The sequence below is a fragment of the Streptomyces sp. ICBB 8177 genome, from assembly GCF_003144095.1.
Lineage (GTDB): Bacteria > Actinomycetota > Actinomycetes > Streptomycetales > Streptomycetaceae > Streptantibioticus_D.
This window is the reverse complement of record NZ_NSKH01000018.1, coordinates 2,183,644-2,201,732: the sequence shown is the minus strand read 5'-3', so window position 1 is coordinate 2,201,732 and position 18,089 is coordinate 2,183,644. Positions and strand designations below refer to the sequence as shown.

Here is an 18,089-nt window from a genome sequence, read left to right as displayed (position 1 = left end):
GCCTCACTCCACGACGTGCCTGCCCTCGGGGCGGGCCGAGCAGGTGCGGTGGAAGGCGCAGTGGCCGCAGTGCCGGCCGGGGGTGGGGACGAAGCGTTCCTCCAGGACGCGGGAGGCGGCCTCGGCGAGGAGGTCCGCCGCCCAGTCGCCGTCGACAGCCGGCTGGGTCTGGACGCGGGGCAGCGTCTCGCCGCCCTCCTTCTTCGGGGCCGGGTGCCGCAGCTGGACGAGTTCGGCGCCGCCGGGCTCGGCGCCGGTCTGTTCGCGCACGGCCAGCTGGTAGACGGCGAGCTGGGGGTGGCGGGCGACCTCGGGGCCGGTGGGCGCCTTCTTACCGGTCTTGAAGTCGACGACGTACAGCCGCCCGTCCGCGTCCCGCTCCAGGCGGTCGACGCTGCCGCGCACGTGGACCGCGTAGGGCCCGGCCTGGAGCGTGACGTCGATCGCGTGCTCGGACTCGACGCTCTCGCGGCCGCGTTCCATGACGTGCCAGCGCAGGAAGCGCTCCAGCGCGGCGCGCGCCTGCTCGCGCTCCTGGCGGGACTTGAACGGCGCCTCGAAGGCGAGCGCGTCCCAGACCGAGTCCAGGCGTTCCATGAGCACGTCGAGGCGGGCCGGGGCGCGCCCGGCCGTGACCTCGTCGGCGAGGACGTGCACCACGTTGCCGAAGCCCTGCGCGGTGCTCGACGGGTCCTGCGCGCGTACCTCCCGGCCCAGGAACCACTGCAAGGAGCAGGTGTTGACCAGCTGGTCCAGCGCGCTGGCGGACAGCGCGACCGGCTCCGCGGGGTCGCGCAGCGGCGCGCTGGTGTGCGTCGGTTCGTCCAGGCCCCACCAGCGGTCCGGGTGCGCGGCCGGTACGAGGGCGTGGCCGTCGTCGTCGGTGAGCGCGGCGAGCCGGGCCAGCCGTACGGCGGCGGCATGCCGCAGCGCCGGGGTCGCGTCGGGGTCGACGGTGGTGGCGCGCAGTTCGGCGACGAGCGCGGCGACGGCGAGCGGACGGCGCGGGCGCACGGTGACGTCGCGCGGCTCGACGCCGAGTTCGGCCAGGAAACGGGAGGGCTGGTCGCCGTCGGCCGCCGGGGCCTTGACGGCGGTGACGACGAGGCGGTCGCGGGCGCGGGTGGCGGCCACGTAGAAGAGCCTGCGTTCCTCCGCGAGCAGCGCGCCTGGCGGCAGGGGCTCGGCCAGGCCGTCGCGGCCGATGCGGTCGGCCTCCAGCAGCGAGCCGCGCCTGCGCAGGTCGGGCCAGAGGCCTTCCTGGACGCCCGCGACGACCACCAGCGGCCATTCCAGGCCCTTGCTGCGGTGCGCGGTCATCAGGCGCACCGCGTCGGGCCGCACGGCGCGGCGGGTCAGCACGTCGGCGGCGATGTCCTGGGCGTCGAGTTCCGCGAGCAGGTTGAGGGCGCCGCGGCCGCCGGTGCGCTCCTCGGCCCGGGCGGCGGTCTCGAACAGCGCGCAGACGGCGTCCAGGTCCCGGTCGGCGTTGCGGGCCGCCGCGCCGCCGCGCAGGGCGGTGCGCTCCAGCCGGGCGGGCCACGGCGTGCCGTCCCACAGCAGCCACAGCGCCTCCTGCGGGGTGCCGCCGCGCGCGAGGGTGCGGCGGGCGCGGCGCAGCAGGTCGCCGAGGCGGCGGGCCCCGGCCGCGTGGGCGGGGTCGTGGGCGGCCAGGCGTTCCGGCTCGGCGAGCGCCTCGGCGAGCAGGACGTCCGACGGCCTGGGCACGGCCCGCCCGGCGGCGCGTTCCTCCTCGCGCAGCGCGCGGCCGAGCGCCCGCAGGTCGGCGGCGTCGAGACCGGCGAGGGGGGAGGTCAGCAGGGTCAGGGCGTCCTCGACGGACAGCCAGGCGGGGAGGCCGTCGGCGGCCTGCGGGCGCTCGGCGGCACCGTCCGCGGACGCCTGCGGCTCCTCGGCGCGGGCGGCGGCACCGTCCGCGGACGCCTGCGGCTCTTCGGCCCGCGCGGCGGCACCGTCCGCGGGCCCCTGCGGTTCCTCGGCGCGCGTGGCGGCGCTGTCGCCCCCGGCCCGAGAGGCCTCCTCCAGCGCCGCCCGCGCGGCCACCCGCAGGGCCAGCAGCAGCGGGGCGACGGCGGGCTCCTCGCGCAGCGGGAGGTCGTCGCCGTCGATCTCGACCGGCACCCCGGCCGACGTCAGCGCGCGCCGCAGCACGGGCAGCGAACGCGCCCCCGACCGCACCAGCACCGCCATCTCCCGCCACGGCAGCCCGTCCTCCAGGTGGGCGCGGCGCAGCAGGTCGGCGATGGCGTCGGTCTCGGCTCCCGCGGTCGGGAAGGTCAGCGCCTCGACCCGGCCGCCGTCGCGTGTCGCGGCGAGTTCGCGGTGGGCGCGCACCGCGTCGGCGGGCAGCCGGGTCAGCGGCATCCGGCGGGTCAGCAGCCGGGTCGCCGCCAGAAGTCCGGCGCCCGCGCGGCGGGAGACGCCCAGCACGGCGACCGGCGCCGGGCGGCCGTCCGCGCGGCGGAACGTGTCGGGGAAGTCGAGGATGCCGCCCACGTCGGCGCCCCGGAAGGCGTAGATCGACTGGTCCGGGTCGCCGAACGCCACCAGGGTGCGGCCGCCTCCGGCGAGCGCGGCCAGCAGCCGGACCTGCGCGGGGTCGGTGTCCTGGTACTCGTCGACGAAGACCGCGTCGTAGTCCCCGGCGCGCTCGCGGGCGGCCGGGACCGCGCGGTGCACCAGTTCGGTGTAGTCGACGGAGCCCTGAAGGCCCATGACGTCCAGGTACTCGGCGAGGAAGGCGGCGGCGGCCTGCCAGTCCGGCCGCCCCGCGCGGCGCGCGAACGCCTCCAGCTCGCCGGGCGCCAGGCCCAGTTCCCGGGTGCGCGCCAGCACCGCCCGCACCTCGTCGGCGAAGCCGCGCGTGGTCAGGCAGGCACGCAGGTCGTCCGGCCAGCGCACGGCCGCCCGTCCCGCCCGCGCCAGCTCGGCCTGCCCGGCGAGCAGTTCCCGTACGGCGACGTCCTGCTCGGGTCCCGACAGCAGGCGCAGCGGGTAGGCGAAGCGCTCCGGGTCCTGGTGGGCGCGCACCAGCGCGTAGCAGTACGAGTGGAAGGTGGTCGCCTGCGGTACCCCCGCCGTGCCGCACGCCCCGCCCAGGCGGGCGGCGATACGGTCGCGCAGTTCACCGGCGGCCCTGCGGCTGAAGGTGAGCACCAGCACGCGTGCCGGGTCGGTGCCGCGGCGCACCCGCTGTGCGACCGCCTCCACCAGCGTCGTGGTCTTTCCCGTGCCGGGACCGGCGAGCACCAGAAGCGGGCCGCCCTCGTGGTCAACCACGGCCCGCTGCCGGGCGTCCAGATCAGGGAGCACCGGCGCCGGCGGCGGGGTGCGGACCAGCCGGTAGCCGCCCGCCGGGACGCGCGCGCGCCGGGCACGAGGAGTACGACTGGAGGGGGAGGTCACGTGGATCGGCGGTTCCGGTTCCGGTTGCGGGGGCGGTCGGGGTCAGGGTCGGCGGTGTGGTCGCGGTGGTCGTGCGGGCGGTCGTGCGGCGGTGCGCCGGAGGCGGCGAAGGCGACCGGGGCGGCCGGGCCGGGTGCCGACGCTACGCCACGCCCCGCGCCCGCCGGTACCCCGAGCCCCGGGCGGGCCGGTGGTGCGGGCTCGCGGCGGGCCGGTGGCCGCGCTCCCGCGCCGTCCGGTCCCCGGCGCGCCGTGGCGTCCGCTACTCCGTCCGGGCCGCGGACCGGGTGCCCGGGCGCCGGATGGCGGAAGCTGGATGGTGTGAACAGCCGCAACAGCCGTGGTGGGCGCTCACCGGCGCGTCCCGTCCCAGCGGGCCCGCGCCAGGTCCAGGCGGGGTGTGCGCTTTCCGGCGGACCGCGCCGCGTCGCGCAGCGGCGTGCCCTCCTCGCGGTAGTGGGCCAGCGCCTTCCGCTCGTGTCCGGGCAGCAGGCGGCCGTCAGCGCGCACCACCCGCCACCACGGCACGGCGCCGCCGTACAGCGCCATGACGCGGCCGACCTGGCGCGGGCCGCCCTCCTCCAGCCATTCGGCCACGTCGCCGTAGGTCATCACCTTGCCGGGCGGGATGGTCTCGGCGACGTCGAGCACCCGTTCCGCGTACGCGGGCAGCTCGCCGCCTTCCTCACCGGCCCCCTCGGCATCGTGCTCGTCGCTCACCCGGGCCATCCTGCCGCATGCCACCGACAGACCGTCCGGGCGCGCGTACGGCGGGCCGACGGCGCATACCATCCGGCGCCCGGTCCCTCGAAATGCACCCTCATGCCCCCATCCGGGGCCCGTCCGTGCCACCATCTTCCGGGCGGTGACTGGTGATACGAGATCAAAACTCAACGGCCCCAGGGGCGGGCGCGGACTCCACCGAGGTGGTCCGGGCCGGTTCAGGGCTGCCCGCGCACCCGGGCGAAGGCGACGCTGACGTGACGGACGAGCCGGCGCGCGACGCGGACGGCCGCGCCGCGGGACCGGCCCCCGCCGACGCCGACGACGGCCGCCATGACGGCCGCGGCGCCCCCGAGGCCCCTGCCGACGGCACCCGTGACGACAACTCCACCGGCCACGTGACCCAGGACCCGGAGGACGACGGCTCCGGGGGCGGCGGTGACAGCGCGGACGGCTCCGCGCGCCCGCCCTCCGGCGCGACCGCCGTCGGCAACCCGCTGCCCGTCGAGCACGTGGACGAGCTGTCCGGCGACGAGCCGCTGCTCGCCGCGCGCGTGCACCGGCCGGTGGACCTGCTGCGCTTCCTGATGGGGGTCCTCGGCATCGCCGTGGTGCTGGCCATCGCCGGGTTCGCGCACGGCACGACCTCCGGCGTCGAGCAGGACATCGCGCGCGGCACCAACCACGCGCCGAACTTCCTGATCAGCTTCGCCGGGTTCACCGCCAGCGTCGCCGTGCTGATCGTGCCCGTCGCGTTCGCCGTCGAGCGGCTGATCAAGCGCGACGGGCTGCGCGTCGCCGACGGTGTGCTGGCCGCCGTGCTGGCGCACGGCATCTCGCTCGCCGGTGACCTGTGGGTGACCGACGCCGCGCCCGCCGCGATCCGCGAGGCGCTCACCCAGACCGCGCCCAGCGGCGGCATCACCGACCCCGTGCACGGCTATCTCGCGCCGGTCATCGCGTACATGACGGCCGTCGGGATGGCGCGGCGGCCTCGCTGGCGGGTGGCGCTGTGGGTGGTGCTGCTGCTGGACTCGTTCGCGGTGCTGGTCGGCGGCTACACGACACCGTTCTCCATCATCGTCACGGTGCTCATCGGCTGGACGGTGGCGTACGGCACGGTCTACACCGTCGGCTCGCCCAACGTGCGCCCGACCGGCCGGACGCTGCTGGCGGGTCTGCGCCGGGTCGGGTTCGCGCCGGTGACCGCGCAGCGGTTCGACGACTCCGCCGCCGACAGCGCCGACCCGGAGTCGGAGCGGGGGCGGCGCTACCTGGTGACGCTGGAGGACGGCCCGCCGCTGGACATCACGGTGGTCGACCGCGAGCAGCAAGCGCACGGCTTCTTCTACCGGGTCTGGCGCCGCCTGCAACTGCGCGAGGTCCACGAGCGCCGCAGCCTCCAGTCGCTGCGGCAGGCGCTGGAGCAGGAGGCGCTGCTGGCGTACGCGGCGATCTCCGCCGGGGCGCACGCGCCGAAGCTGATCGCCACCTCCGAGCTGGGCCCGGACGCGGTGATGCTGGTCTACGAGCACATCGACGGCCGCTCCCTGGACACCCTGGCCGACGAGGAGATCACCGACGAGGTGCTGGACGCCGCCTGGGAGCAGGTGCGGGCGTTGCAGTCGCGGCGGATCGCGCACCGCAGGCTGGTGGGCGAGTCGCTGCTGGTGGCGCCGGCCGGGACGCTGTACGTCACCGATCTGCGCGGCGGTGAGATCGCGGCCGGTGACGTGGTGCTGCGGATGGACGTCGCGCAGCTGATGACGACGTTCGCGCTGCGGGTGGGACCGCGGCGGGCGGTCGCCTCGGCGGTGCGGGTACTGGGCCCGGACGCGGTGGCCGACAGCCTGCCGCTGCTCCAGCCGATCGCGCTGTCCCGCTCGACCCGGGGCACGCTGCGGCAGCTGGCGAAGGAGCGCGCGGAGCGGGAGCGGGCGGCGGTGATCGAGGCGGCGCGCTTCAAGGTGCCCGCGGAGCCGCCGGACCCGACGCGGGACCGCAAGGCGGCCAAGGCGCACCGCAAGGCGGAGAAGGACGCCGAGAAGCGCGCCATGGAGGACGCGCTGGAGGCCGCCCGCGAGGAGGACCTGCTGTCGCAGATACGGCAGCAGGTGCTCCAGATCAGGCCGCAGGCGCCGGTGCAGCCGGTGCGCCTGGAGCGGTTCAAGGCGCGCACCCTGATCAGTTTCATCGCCGGTGCCATCGCCGCGTACTTCCTGCTGTCGCAGTTCGCGCAGTTGCAGTGGAGCCAGCTGGTCGGGCAGGCGGACTGGGCGTGGGTGCTGGCGGCGCTCGCGCTGTCCGCGCTGACGTACGTACCGGCGTCGATGAGCCTGCTGGGTTTCGTGCCGGAGAAGGTGCCGTTCGGGCGGACCATGATGGCGCAGGTCGCGGGCAACTTCGTGAAGCTGGTGGCGCCGGCCGCGGTCGGCGGCGTGGCGCTCAACACCCGCTTCCTGCAACGCAACGGGGTCCGGCCGGGCCTTGCGGTGGCCAGTGTGGGCGCGGCCCAGCTGGCGTCGCTGGGCGGGCACATCCTGCTGCTGGCCACCTTCGGCTATCTGACCGGCACCCAGCACGCGCCCTCGTTGTCGCCGTCCCGCACGGTGATCGCGGGGCTGCTGACGGCGGCGGTGCTGGTGCTGGTGGTCACGGCGGTGCCGCAGCTGCGCAAGTTCGTCTCCACCCGGGTGCGCTCGCTGTTCGCGGGCGTGGTGCCGCGCATGCTGGACATGCTCCAGCGGCCGAAGAAGCTGGCGACCGGCGCGGGCGGCGTGATCCTGCTGACGGTCGTCAACGTGGCCTGTCTGGACGCCTCGATCCGGTCGTTCGGGTTCAGCTCGATGAGCTTCGCGAGCGTCGCGGTGGTGTTCCTGGTGGCGAACGCGGCCGGGTCCGCAGTCCCCTCGCCCGGCGGGGTCGGCGCGATCGAGGCGGCCCTGTCCGGTGCGCTGACCATCGCGGGGATGCCGGGCGACAAGGCGCTGTCGGCGGTGCTGCTCTTCCGGCTGGTGACGTTCTGGCTGCCGGTGCTGCCGGGCTGGCTGGCCTTCACCCATCTGACGCGCAAGGGCGCGCTGTGACGATCGCGGCGGGCCGCGGCCACCACCGCTGCGGCCAGCCCCGCTGATCGTCCGTAGATTCGTACAACGACCGTCGCATCTGCCGGGCCCATCGACCGAACTTGCTTGCAGATGCGAGGGGCCGCCTCTAACGTCCATGCCCATGCGGTCCTACACCATCGGCCAGGCAGCGCGTCTGCTCGGCGTCAGCCCTGACACCGCCCGCCGGTGGGCGGACGCGGGCCGGATCCGTACCCACCGGGACGACTCGGGCAAGCGGCTGATCGACGGCCGTGACCTCGCCGCCTTCTCGGTCACGCTCGCCGAGGAGGCGAGTGCCGAGGACTCGGACGGCTCGTACACCTCGGTGCGCAACGCGTTCCCCGGCATCATCACCGCCGTGAAGCTCGGGGACGTCGCCGCCCAGGTGGAGATCCAAGCGGGTCCGCATCGCCTCGTCTCCCTCCTCACCCGCGAGGCCGTCGAGGAACTGGGCTTCGAAGTGGGCATGGAAGCCATCGCCCGCGTGAAGTCCACCAACGTCCACATCGACCGCGCCTGAGCTGGTCCCGAAGCCTGACGGAGACTCCAATGTCCTCCACCCTCGTCCGCCGTGCGGCCCTGCCCGCGGTGGCCGCCGCCCTCGTCCTGCCGCTGGCCGCCTGCGGCGGCAGCAAGTCCTCCTCCCACGCGTCGGGTTCGCCCGGCGACTCGGGGGCCTCCGGCAAGAAGGTCACGCTGACCGTGCTGGCCGCCGCCTCCCTCGACAACGTCTTCAAGGCCGAGGGCGCCGCGTACGAGAAGGCGCACCCGGGCACCACGGTGCGCTTCTCCTTCGCCGGGTCGCAGGACCTGGCCGCGCAGGTCAAGCAGGGCGTGCCGGCCGACGTGCTGGCCACCGCCGACACCAAGACCATGGCGGGGGTCGAGGCCGAGACCGGCAGCCCGACGGTCTTCGCCAGGAACCGGCTGACCATCGTCACCCCGCCGGGCAACCCGAAGAAGGTCACCGGGCTGAGCGACCTGTCGAAGTCGAGCCTGAAGGTGGTGTTGGCGGCGCCCCAGGTGCCGGTCGGCAACTACGGGGACAAGGTCCTCAAGGCCCAGCACGTCACCGTGCACCCCGTCTCCCAGGAGACCTCGGTGACCGCCGTGCTCAGCAAGGTGGAACTCGGCGAGGCCGACGCGGGCATCGTCTACGTCACCGACGCCGAGGGCGCCAAGGGCAAGGTCGCGACGGTGACCATCCCGGACGGCCAGAACTCCATCGCCTCCTACCCGGCGGCGACCCTGGACAGCTCCAGGAACAAGGCGGACGCGGCCGCGTTCGTGAGCTTCCTGGCGTCCTCCCAGGGCCAGTCGATCCTGCGCACCTACGGCTTCCAGCAGCCGTGACCGGCAGCCGGCCGGCGGCAGCGCCGCCCGCCGCGCCCCGCGTGAGGCGGCGGGCGGCGGGCCGGGCCGGACGTCCGCCGATCGCCCTCGCCCTCCCCGCGTCGGCGGCGGTCGTCTTCCTCGCGCTGCCGCTGGCCGGTGTCCTGGTGCGCACTCCGTGGTCGAGCCTGTGGTCCGAGCTGACCGCGCCCGAGGTGCGGCAGGCCTTCAGCCTCTCGCTGACCGTGTCCTTCTCGGCGCTGGGCCTGTCGCTGCTGTTCGGGGTGCCGCTGGCGTGGGTGCTGGCGCGGGTGGACTTCCCCGGCAAGACGCTGGTGCGGGCGCTGGTGATGCTGCCGATGGTGCTGCCGCCGACCGTGGGCGGTGTGGCGCTGCTGATGGGCTTCGGCCGCAACGGTGTCATCGGCTCCCTGCTGCAGGACTGGTTCGGCCTGACGCTGCCGTTCACCACCAAGGGCGCGGTGGTCGCGGCGGCGTTCGTGGCGATGCCGTTCCTGGTCATCAGCCTGGAGGGCACGCTCGCCGCCCTGCACCCGCGCTACGAGGAGACCGCCGCCTCGCTGGGCGCGCGGCCGTTGCGCGCTTTCTGGACGGTTACGCTGCCGATGACGGCGCCGGGCCTGGTGGCGGGCGCCGCGCTGTGCTGGGCGCGGGCGCTGGGCGAGTTCGGTGCCACGATCACCTTCGCGGGCAACCTGCCGGGCGTCACCCAGACCCTGCCGTTGCAGGTCTACCTGATGCTCCAGGACGACCCGCAGGGCGCCACCGCCGTCTCCCTGCTGCTGCTCGCGGTGGCGATGGCGGTGCTGCTGGTGCTGCGCGGCCGGTGGACCGGGACGCGTCCGGCCGCCGCCGGGCGGGCGCAGGACCCGGCCGGGGACGCGGGTGGGAGCCCGGCAGGTGCCGGGGCCCTGGCCGAGCGGCCGGACGGCGCACCCGCGGGCCCCGTCGAGGCGACGCCGTGGCCGCTGGCCGCCGAGGTCACCGGGTACACGCGGCTGTCGCTGTCCGCCCCGCCCGGCACCACGATCGCCGTCGTCGGCCCGAACGGCGCGGGCAAGACCACGTTGCTGCGGGCGCTGCTGGGCCTGACCCCGCTCTCGCGCACCGAGACGCTGCGGCTGGGTGAGGTGGACGCCGCACGGCAGGCGCCGCACCGGCGCGGGGTGGCGTGGGTGCCGCAGGACGGCGCGCTGTTCCCGCATCTGACGGCGCTGTCCAACACCGCGTACGGGCTGCGGGCGCAGGGCGTGCCGCGCAAGGAGGCGCGGGCGCTGGCGCTGGACTGGCTGGAGCGGCTCGGCGTCGGGCCGCTGGCGCGCCGCAAGCCGGGCCGGCTGTCCGGCGGGCAGGCCCAACGGGTCGCGCTGGCGCGGGCGTTGGCGGCCCGGCCGCGGCTGCTGCTGCTGGACGAGCCACTGGCCGCCCTCGACCAGACCACCCGGGCGCACGTGCGGCACACGCTGCGCGAGCACCTGGCCGGGTTCGCCGGGGTGTGCCTGATCGTCACCCACGACCCCGTCGAGGCGGTGTCGCTCGCCGATCAGGTGCTGGTGCTCGACAGCGGCCGCCAGGTGCAGTACGCGCCGCCCGCCGAGGTCGCCCGGCACCCCCGCTCGCCCTGGGTGGCCCGGATGCTGGGCCGCAACGCCTGGACCGGCACGCTGGCGGGCGCCGAGCTGCGCCTGCCCGGTGGCGCGCGGCTGGTGGCCGCCGAGGCACCGCAGGACGCGGACGGCCGCGCCGCGCTGGCCGTGGTCGGCCCTGAGGCGGTCGCGCTGCACCGGGACCGGCCCGAGGGCAGCCCGCGCAACGTGTGGTCCGCGCGCGTGCGGGAGCTGACCGCGCTCGGCGGCCGGGTGCGGGTGCTGGCGACCGCGCTGGGCGAGGCGCGCGGGCTGGACGCCATCGCCGAGATCACCACCGCCGCCGCGGCCGACCTGGGCCTGGCGGACGGCCAGGAGGTCTGGGTGAGCGTGAAGGCGACCGAGATCACCCTCGTCGCGCTGTAGACCGGCACGGGCCGCCGCGCATGGCCGGAAACCGACCCCGCTCCCCCGCCCCGCGCCCCGGTTCGAGCGCCGCTCCACCCGCGCGCGACCTGTGACATTTGTACTGGCGAGCCATGGAGCGACGACACTGCCGCACGCGCCCCGTCCTCCGCGAACCTGGTCCTGCGAAACCGACGGCGGCCCGGCGAAGGCCGCGAGCCCACCACAGCGGAGGCGGCTGAGATGTCCGAGTCCCCCACCAAGGTCACCCCCCAGGCCGGCGCCACGTCCGACGGCGCGGCCGGCAACGAGCTGGTCAACAACCTCATGCCCCTCGTCCTCGACATCGCGATCCCGCTGGGGTCGTACTACGCGCTGCACGACGGCTTCGGCGTCGGCCTGGTGCTGTCGCTGGCGCTCAGCAGCGTCGTGCCGGCCGCGCGCACCGTCTTCTCCCTGATCAGGGACCGGCGGGTCAACGGCCTGGCCGCGCTGATGCTGGCGGTCAACGTGATCGGTATCGCGCTGAGCTTCGTCACCGGCAACCCGCGCATCATGCTGGCCAAGGACTCCGGGGTCAGCAGCGTGATCGGGATCGCGATCCTGGTCTCCGCGTTCGGTTCCAAGCCGCTGATGTCGGCCGGTCTGAAGCCGATGATCACCAAGGGGCAGGCGGCGAAGGTCGCCGTGTGGGACCACCTGGCCGCCACCTCCACCCGTTTCCAGCGGCTGGAGCGGCTGTTCAGCGTGATCTGGGGCGGTTCGCTGCTGGTGGAGTGTGTGGCCCGGCTCATCGGTGCCTTCACCCTGCCGGTGTCGACCATGGTCTGGCTGGGCACGGTGCTGACCATCGTGGCGATCGGCGCGGCCATCGTGATCGGCCAGGTCGCGGCGGACCCGATGGAGAAGATGGTCGAGTCCGAGGCCGACGCCGCTTCCAAGCGGCAGGAACGGGAGAAGGCGGGCGCCGACAACACCCGGCTGCCCGAGGCTGCCTGACACATCGTCAGCAAACGATCGCGGCACGGCGAAGCGACCACCCGAGGAAGACCATGCGCGGCAAGGGCATCAACTACGACACCGGCTTCCGTCCCGGCGGTGAGCTGTCCCGCACCACCTTCGACCCGGACGTGGTCGCGCAGGAGATGCGGATCATCGCCTCCGATCTGCACTGCACGGCGGTGCGCATCTCCGGTGGAGACCCGGAACGGCTGACGGCCGCCGCGCGGCACGCGGCGGCCGTCGGTCTCGAGGTCTGGTTCGCGCCGTTCCCCTGCGAGCTGACCGCCGACCGACTGCGGCCGTTCTTCGCCGACTGCGCGCGGCGGGCGGAGGAGATCCGGCGCGGCGGCGCCGAGGTGGTGCTGGTGACCGGCTGCGAACTGTCCCTGTTCGCCTCCGGGTTCCTGCCCGGCGCCACCGTCTACGACCGGATCGCGGCGCTGACCACCAACAACCCGCGCGACTGGTCCGCGTTCCGCGACATCCCCGGCCGGCTCAACGCGTTCCTCGCCGACGTCGTCGCCGACGCGCGGCAGCGGTTCGGCGGCCGGATCACCTACGCGGCCGGGACCTGGGAGGACGTCGACTGGGGGCCGTTCGACCTCGTGGCGGCCGACGCGTACCGGGGCGGGCACAACGCGGACCGCTTCCGGGACGAGGTGCGGGCGATGTTCCGGCACGGCAAACCGGTCGCGGTCACCGAGTTCGGCTGCTGCGGCTACCGGGGCGCGGGCGAGCGCGGCGGCACCGGCTGGATGATCGTCGACCGCGGCACCGAGCCGCCGTCCCTGACCGGCGACCCGGTGCGCGACGAGGACGAGCAGGTGCGGTACTTCCAGGAGGTGCTGGAGGTCTTCGAGCGCGAGGGCGTGGAAGCCGCGTTCTGGTTCACCTTCGCCGGGTTCGAGCTGCCGCACGTGGCGGGCGATCCGCGCCACGACCTCGACATGGCCTCGTACGGCGTGGTGAAGGTCCTGCCCGGCGGCCTGCGCGGCGCCACGTACCCGTCGATGGCCTGGGAGCCCAAGAAGGTCTTCCACGCACTGGCGGCGGCCTACGGAGGCTGAGGCCGCCCGTAAGCGTCGAAGGGCCCGCTCCCGAGGGGAGCGGGCCCTTCGACGCGAGGTGGACCGGACCGGTCAGTAGACCGGCTTGTCGGGCTCGATCTGGTTGACCCAGCCGATGACGCCGCCGCCGACGTGGACCGCGTCCGCGAAGCCCGCGTTCTTCAGCACCGCCAGCACCTCGGCGCTGCGCACGCCGGTCTTGCAGTGCAGGACGATGCGCTTGTCCTGCGGCAGGCCCTGGAGGGCGTCGCCCATCAGGAACTCGTTCTTCGGGATCAGCTTCGCGCCCGGGATGGAGACGATCTCGTACTCGTTGGGCTCGCGCACGTCGATGATCTCGATGCTCTCGCCCGCGTCGATCCACTCCTTGAGCTGCTTCGGCGTGATCGTGGAGTCCTTGGCGGCCTCCTGGGCCTCCTCGCTCACCACGCCGCAGAACGCCTCGTAGTCGATCAGCTCGGTGACCGTCGGGTTCTTGCCGCAGACCGCGCATTCAGGGTCCTTGCGGACCTTGACCTGGCGGTACTGCATCTCCAGGGCGTCGTAGATCATCAGACGGCCGACCAGCGGCTCGCCGATGCCGGTCAGCACCTTGATCGCCTCGTTGACCTGGATGGAGCCGATGGACGCGCACAGCACACCCAGCACGCCGCCCTCGGCGCAGCTCGGCACCATGCCGGGCGGCGGCGGCTCCGGGTACAGGCAGCGGTAGCACGGCCCGTACTCGGACCAGAAGACCGAGGCCTGGCCGTCGAAGCGGTAGATCGAGCCCCACACGTACGGCTTGTTCAGCAGCACGCACGCGTCGTTGACCAGGTAGCGGGTGGCGAAGTTGTCCGTGCCGTCCACGATCAGGTCGTACTGGGCGAAGATCTCCATCACGTTGGAGGCTTCCAGGCGCTCCTCGTGCAGGACGACGTTCGTGTACGGGTTGATGCCCTTGACGGTGTCGCGGGCGGACTCCGCCTTGGAGCGGCCGATGTCGGCCTGGCTGTGGATGATCTGGCGTTGCAGGTTGGACTCGTCGACCTCGTCGAACTCGACGATGCCGAGGGTGCCCACACCGGCCGCGGCGAGGTACATCAGGGCAGGGGAGCCGAGTCCGCCGGCGCCCACGCACAGCACCTTGGCGTTCTTCAGCCGCTTCTGCCCGTCCATCCCGACATCCGGGATGATCAGATGACGGGAGTACCGGCGGACCTCGTCGACGGTCAGCTCTGCGGCGGGCTCGACCAGGGGTGGCAGCGACACGGGGACTCCGTTAGTCGAGGTGATTCGATCTCACTTACGGGTTGTTCTGTCTCCGTAACACTGCCACGCCCTTCGGCATTCCGAGACACCTGGTCCGAAGCGCGAGACGGTTCGCGCTCATATGCCGGGCATCGGCCGGCCGGTCAGATGCGGCACGCCGCCTCCATCCAGATGTCGGCCAGCGACTCGTCCAGCGCGATGCGCGGGCGCCAGCCCAGCCGGTCGCGGGCGGTGCGCACGTCCGCCTGCTGCCAGACGCCGCAGCCGTCCGGGTAGGGGGCGGACAGGCCAGCGGGCTCGTCCAGTTCGTGCAGCGCGCCGCCGTAACCCGCCGCCCTGGCCAGGTGGGCGACCGCGTCCCGCAGCCGGACCGCGCGGCCGGTGCCGATGTTGACCACGCCCTGCGCGGCGGACAGCGAGGCGGCGTGCACCGCGCGGGCCACGTCGCGCACGTCCACGAAGTCGCGCTGCATGCCGAGACCGCCGAGTTTGATCTCGGCGTCGCCGTTCTGCATCGCCCGGCGCAGCGCCTCCGCGAGGCGGCCCAGCGGCGAGGCGGGCGGCGTGCCGGGGCCGACCGGCGAGAAGACCCGCAGCACGATGGCGTCCAGTCCGGAGCCGAGGACGAGTTCGGTGGCGGCGAGCTTGCTGACACCGTACGGGCCGCCGGGGCGCGGCACCGCGTCCTCGCCGGTGGACGACCCGGCGGGAGAGGGGCCGTACTCGGCGGCGCAGCCCACGTGGACCAGCCGGGCCCCGCAGGAGCTGCGGCGCAGCGCCTCGCAGACGGTGGCGACCGCGACGGTGTTGTGCCGGGTCAGGTCGCGGGCACCGCCGCGGGTGGTGCCCGCGCAGTTGACGACGACGCCGGGGTGGACGGCGTCCAGGAAGCGGGTGAGCGCGCCGGGGCTGCCGCTGGCCAGGTCGAATCGCACGTCCGCGTCGTCGCGCCGCCCGAGCGCGGTGAGCTGGACGGCGGGGTCGGCCAGCAGGCGTTCGGCCACGTGGCGGCCGAGGAATCCGTCGGCGCCGAGCAGCAGCAGTCTCATCGGGCGCCGTCCTGCTGGTGCGCGGTGGACGGGTGCGAGTGGTGCGTTTTCAAGGGGTCTCCTGGGAGGTTCTCGTTCACCGAGCCGCTGCCCGGTCGGCGGAGGTAGCGGCGGTGGGGAGTTGGCGGCGGCCGTGCCCGGCAGGGCGCGGGGCCGCGGCCGGGGGTCCGTACGCGGTGGGCGCGTGGTGGGCGCGGCCCCGCGCGAGCGCGGCGAGCGCGAAGGCGGCCAGGGCGAGCGTCGCGCCCGCGCAGGCGAGCGCCTGGACCGCGCCCGGGCCCTGGGCGCGCGCCACCAGCCGCAGCGGCGCGCTCGCGGCGGCCAGGCCCGGCAGCCGGCCCGCGGCGGCGAGCGCGAGGGCGGCGGCCTCGACGGCGCAGGCCGCCGCGGTCCCGGCGAGCGCGGCCCGGCCGTGGCCGTGGACGGCGAGGAGCTGGGCGGTGAACAGCAGCAGGCCGAGCAGCCCGGCACCGGCGAGCGCCACGACCGCGTGGGCGCCGCCGCCCGCCCCGCCGACCACGCCGGCGCCCGCCCCGCCGTCACCGCCTGCCGCGCGGCCGTCCAGCGCCGCGTACGCGAACGTGAGCAGCGCGGTCAGCGCCAGGGCGAACGCGGCGAGCACGCCGAGCGCCACCGGGCGCATCCCGGCGCCGAACTCCGCGAGGTCGTGGCTGTCGGCGAGCCGTCGCCGCCCGCGCCGGGCGAACCGCACCGCCAGCCAGGCGGCGGGCGGCAGCGCGAGCGCGCGGGCGAGGAACCCGGACGCGGCGACCGGGTCCAGCAGTCCGCCGGGCCCGCCGCGCGACAGCCCGAGCAGCGTGTCGAGGACGGCGGGGCCGTAGAGCGCGAAGGCCAGCAGCCAGCAGGTGACGAGGGCGGTGCCGGGGACGCGGGGCGCGCGCAGGGGCCCCCGCCGCACCGCCGCGCGGGCGGCGGCGGCCACCGCGACCAGCGCCGCGCCCCCGGCCGCCGCGCTCCACCGGGGCCCGGCCGCGTGCGAGACGGCGATCCCGGCGAGGCAGGCGGCGCCGGGGAGGAGGTGCCACGCGAGGTGACGACGCGTCAACTGGACGGCCAAAGGCCGCTCTTGGGGACTGACGGCGACGCGTGGGACGCGGGCGTACAGCTCCTCGGCGAGCGAGAAGACGTCGCGGTGGCGGCAGCGGGCGGCGTCGCGGTCGGTGACGCCGCACGCCTCCAGGCCCGCGGCGATCTCCAGCGGGTCGACCGCGCCCGCGCACAGGTCGTGGTGGCGCAGCATCAGTTCGCGGACCGGGTCGGCACCGGCGAGGGCGTTCCGAGAGCGCTCCCCCGCCGGGCGTGCGCCGGCCCCGGGGGCCTGCGGGGCGTGGGTCACGCCGGCTCACCGCCCACGGTCGCGGGCACCCGCGGTCGGGCCCAGCCGGGGCGGCGCGGTGCGGGTCCCGCGATGCCGGCGGCGGGCAGCACCGCCTCCGCCGTCGTGGCGAACGGCACCGGCGCGGCGGCGGCCACCGGGGCCGGTCCGGCGGCCAGGTCGCGGTAGATCGCGCGGAAGGCGGCCGCGTTCTGCTCGGCGCTGAAGAGCTCGACGGCGCGGGCGCGGGCGGCGGCGCCGAGGCGGGCGCGGCGCGCGGGGTCGCGCAGCAGGGCCGCGCAGGCCTCGGCGAGCGCGCGGGGGTTGCGCGGCGGGACGACGAGGCCGGTGCCGCCGACGACCTCGCGGACCGCGCCGGTGTCGGTGGAGACGGTGGCCCGGCCGCAGAGCATCGCCTCGACCAGGGTGACCGGGAAGCCCTCGACGGCGCTGGAGAGCACCACGAGGTCGGCCGCCGCGTAGGTGTCGGCGAGCGCGGGGGCGCCGGGGGCGGACAGGTCGGTGAGGACCACCGGGTTCTCGCCCGGCGTACGGGTGTCGGCGGCCTCGTCGGGGAAGAGCTGCGCCGCCAGCGTGCGGCAGCGGGCGAGGTAGTCGGCGTCGGCCGGGCCGCCGTGGGCGATGTGCAGCCGGGCGCCGGGGACCTGCGCGCGTATCGAGGTGAACGCGTGCAGCAGCGCGACGAGGTCCTTGCCCGGCTCCACGCGCCCCGTCCACAGCAGTGCCGGGGCGTGCCGGGGGCCGGGGCCGTCGTGCGCGTCGTCGCCGCCGCTCCCCCGCACGGCCTCCGCCGCCTCGCCCACCCGCGCGAACCCCCCCGCGTCCAGGCCGGGGTGGACGGTGCGCAGCCGCTCGCGCGGGGCGCCGCAGCGTTCCTGCCAGCGGCGGATGTGGGCGTCGCCGGGGGTGATCAGGGCCGCCCGGCGGTAGGTCTCGGCGGCCAGCAGGCGGTGGAACGCCGAGGTCAACGCCCGCACCGGCGGAGGGAGTTCGCGGGCACCGAGGTAGTGGGCGCGCAGGCGCACGGCGTACTCGGTGACCAGCAGCGGGGTGCCGAGGCGGTGGGCGGCCAGCAGGCCGGGCAGCGCGGCCGGGCCCGCGCAGGTCGCGTGGCACAGGTCGGCCGCGCCGAGGGCGTCGGGCCCGTACCAGGGCGCCGACAGCGGGCGCAGGGCCCGCTCCAGCGCGTCGCAGGCGGCGAGCAGCGCCGCGGGGCCCGCGCTCGCGGCCGACCGGTCGGCACCGGGCGCCCGGCAGGCGGCCTCCAGGGCGCGGGCGGCCTCCTGCGAGCGCAGGGCGGCCGGCAGCCCGCCGTCCTGCTCCGCGTACCGCGCGAGGCCGTACAGACCGCTGCTGAAACGGTCCTCCTGACGGCTGCGGCCGTCCGACCGGTGGCCGTCCTCCTGGTCGCCGCCCGCCTGGCGGCCGTCCGGCCCGTGGCCGCCGGGGCCCTCGCCGCACGCCAGCGCGGCGACCAGGTCCCGGTACGCGTCCAGGAAGCGGCGGCGGGCGGCGCGGCCGCGCGGGGCCCTGGCGGCGGGCGGCGGGCCGTCCACCGCCAGGCTGCGAACGCCCGGCGCGCCCTTTCCGGGCGCCGGGCCGACCGCGTACACCTCGAAGTCGTGGTCGGCGAGCCGGCGCACCAGGCGGTCGCACCAGGCGGAGGTGCGGCCCTCCGCGCCACCTCGATCACCCTCCGTGAGCAGCGCCACGCGCATCGGAGCACCCCCTTCGTGACCTGGGACGAGACGATGGGGTGACGC

12 protein-coding genes are annotated in these 18,089 nt (G+C 75.6%); 6 read left to right on the top strand and 6 right to left on the bottom strand.

Features of this window, described 5'->3' with window-relative positions; all coding sequences use genetic code 11:
- Positions 1–3 precede the first annotated feature (3 nt).
- Both CK485_RS18405 and CK485_RS18400 read right to left on the bottom strand, forming a co-directional pair.
- A complete protein-coding gene (locus tag CK485_RS18405) occupies positions 4–3,432 on the bottom strand; it encodes an ATP-dependent DNA helicase (protein ID WP_109451918.1) in 3,429 nt (1,142 codons plus the stop codon).
- A gap of 345 nt (positions 3,433–3,777) precedes the next feature.
- Complete coding sequence (locus CK485_RS18400) at positions 3,778–4,155, bottom strand: MGMT family protein (protein ID WP_342673491.1); 378 nt, start codon at positions 4,153–4,155, stop codon at positions 3,778–3,780.
- Positions 4,156–4,646: 491 nt separating this feature from the next.
- Here CK485_RS18400 and CK485_RS18395 point away from each other — a divergent pair, with 491 nt between their 5' ends.
- From CK485_RS18395 to CK485_RS18370, 6 genes are all read left to right on the top strand, one after another.
- Positions 4,647–7,235, top strand: a complete 2,589-nt coding sequence (locus CK485_RS18395) for a lysylphosphatidylglycerol synthase domain-containing protein (RefSeq protein WP_241968482.1) — start codon at positions 4,647–4,649, stop codon at positions 7,233–7,235.
- A 142-nt stretch (positions 7,236–7,377) separates the two neighbouring features.
- Complete coding sequence (locus CK485_RS18390; protein WP_109451915.1) at positions 7,378–7,776, top strand: helix-turn-helix transcriptional regulator; 399 nt, start codon at positions 7,378–7,380, stop codon at positions 7,774–7,776.
- Between the two features lie 29 nt (positions 7,777–7,805).
- A complete protein-coding gene (modA, locus tag CK485_RS29735) occupies positions 7,806–8,609 on the top strand; it encodes a molybdate ABC transporter substrate-binding protein (protein WP_109451913.1) in 804 nt (267 codons plus the stop codon).
- A 41-nt stretch (positions 8,610–8,650) separates the two neighbouring features.
- Positions 8,651–10,621, top strand: a complete 1,971-nt coding sequence (locus CK485_RS18380) for an ABC transporter permease (RefSeq protein ID WP_109453216.1) — start codon at positions 8,651–8,653, stop codon at positions 10,619–10,621.
- A gap of 222 nt (positions 10,622–10,843) precedes the next feature.
- A complete protein-coding gene (locus tag CK485_RS18375; RefSeq protein WP_241968398.1) occupies positions 10,844–11,599 on the top strand; it encodes a VC0807 family protein in 756 nt (251 codons plus the stop codon).
- Between the two features lie 53 nt (positions 11,600–11,652).
- Positions 11,653–12,669, top strand: a complete 1,017-nt coding sequence (locus CK485_RS18370; protein ID WP_109451911.1) for a hypothetical protein — start codon at positions 11,653–11,655, stop codon at positions 12,667–12,669.
- 72 nt (positions 12,670–12,741) lie between these two features.
- Here CK485_RS18370 and moeZ read toward each other — a convergent pair whose 3' ends face one another.
- The 4 genes from moeZ to CK485_RS18350 all read right to left on the bottom strand — a co-directional run bounded on the left by moeZ (position 12,742) and on the right by CK485_RS18350 (position 18,044).
- The gene (gene moeZ, locus CK485_RS18365) at positions 12,742–13,920 is read right to left on the bottom strand and encodes an adenylyltransferase/sulfurtransferase MoeZ (protein WP_109451909.1); all 1,179 of its coding nucleotides are present in this window, start codon (positions 13,918–13,920) and stop codon (positions 12,742–12,744) included.
- Between the two features lie 143 nt (positions 13,921–14,063).
- Complete coding sequence (locus tag CK485_RS18360) at positions 14,064–14,969, bottom strand: NAD(P)-dependent oxidoreductase (protein ID WP_109451907.1); 906 nt, start codon at positions 14,967–14,969, stop codon at positions 14,064–14,066.
- A gap of 76 nt (positions 14,970–15,045) precedes the next feature.
- Positions 15,046–16,326: a hypothetical protein gene (locus CK485_RS28800; protein ID WP_158288224.1), complete on the bottom strand. Its 1,281-nt coding sequence runs from the start codon at positions 16,324–16,326 to the stop codon at positions 15,046–15,048.
- Positions 16,323–18,044, bottom strand: a complete 1,722-nt coding sequence (locus CK485_RS18350; RefSeq protein WP_109451905.1) for a glycosyltransferase — start codon at positions 18,042–18,044, stop codon at positions 16,323–16,325. The genes CK485_RS28800 and CK485_RS18350 overlap by 4 nt, the downstream gene beginning before the upstream one ends.
- Positions 18,045–18,089 lie beyond the last annotated feature (45 nt).

Bases quoted from the DNA above. Each gene is read 5' to 3' on its own strand.
- CK485_RS18400 (WP_342673491.1), bottom strand. From the start codon at position 4,155: ATGGCCCGGGTGAGCGACGAGCACGATGCCGAGGGGGCCGGTGAGGAA.
- CK485_RS18390 (WP_109451915.1), top strand. From the start codon at position 7,378: ATGCGGTCCTACACCATCGGCCAGGCAGCGCGTCTGCTCGGCGTCAGC.
- modA (WP_109451913.1), top strand. From the start codon at position 7,806: ATGTCCTCCACCCTCGTCCGCCGTGCGGCCCTGCCCGCGGTGGCCGCC.
- CK485_RS18375 (WP_241968398.1), top strand. From the start codon at position 10,844: ATGTCCGAGTCCCCCACCAAGGTCACCCCCCAGGCCGGCGCCACGTCC.
- CK485_RS18370 (WP_109451911.1), top strand. From the start codon at position 11,653: ATGCGCGGCAAGGGCATCAACTACGACACCGGCTTCCGTCCCGGCGGT.
- CK485_RS18360 (WP_109451907.1), bottom strand. From the start codon at position 14,969: ATGAGACTGCTGCTGCTCGGCGCCGACGGATTCCTCGGCCGCCACGTG.
- CK485_RS18350 (WP_109451905.1), bottom strand. From the start codon at position 18,044: ATGCGCGTGGCGCTGCTCACGGAGGGTGATCGAGGTGGCGCGGAGGGC.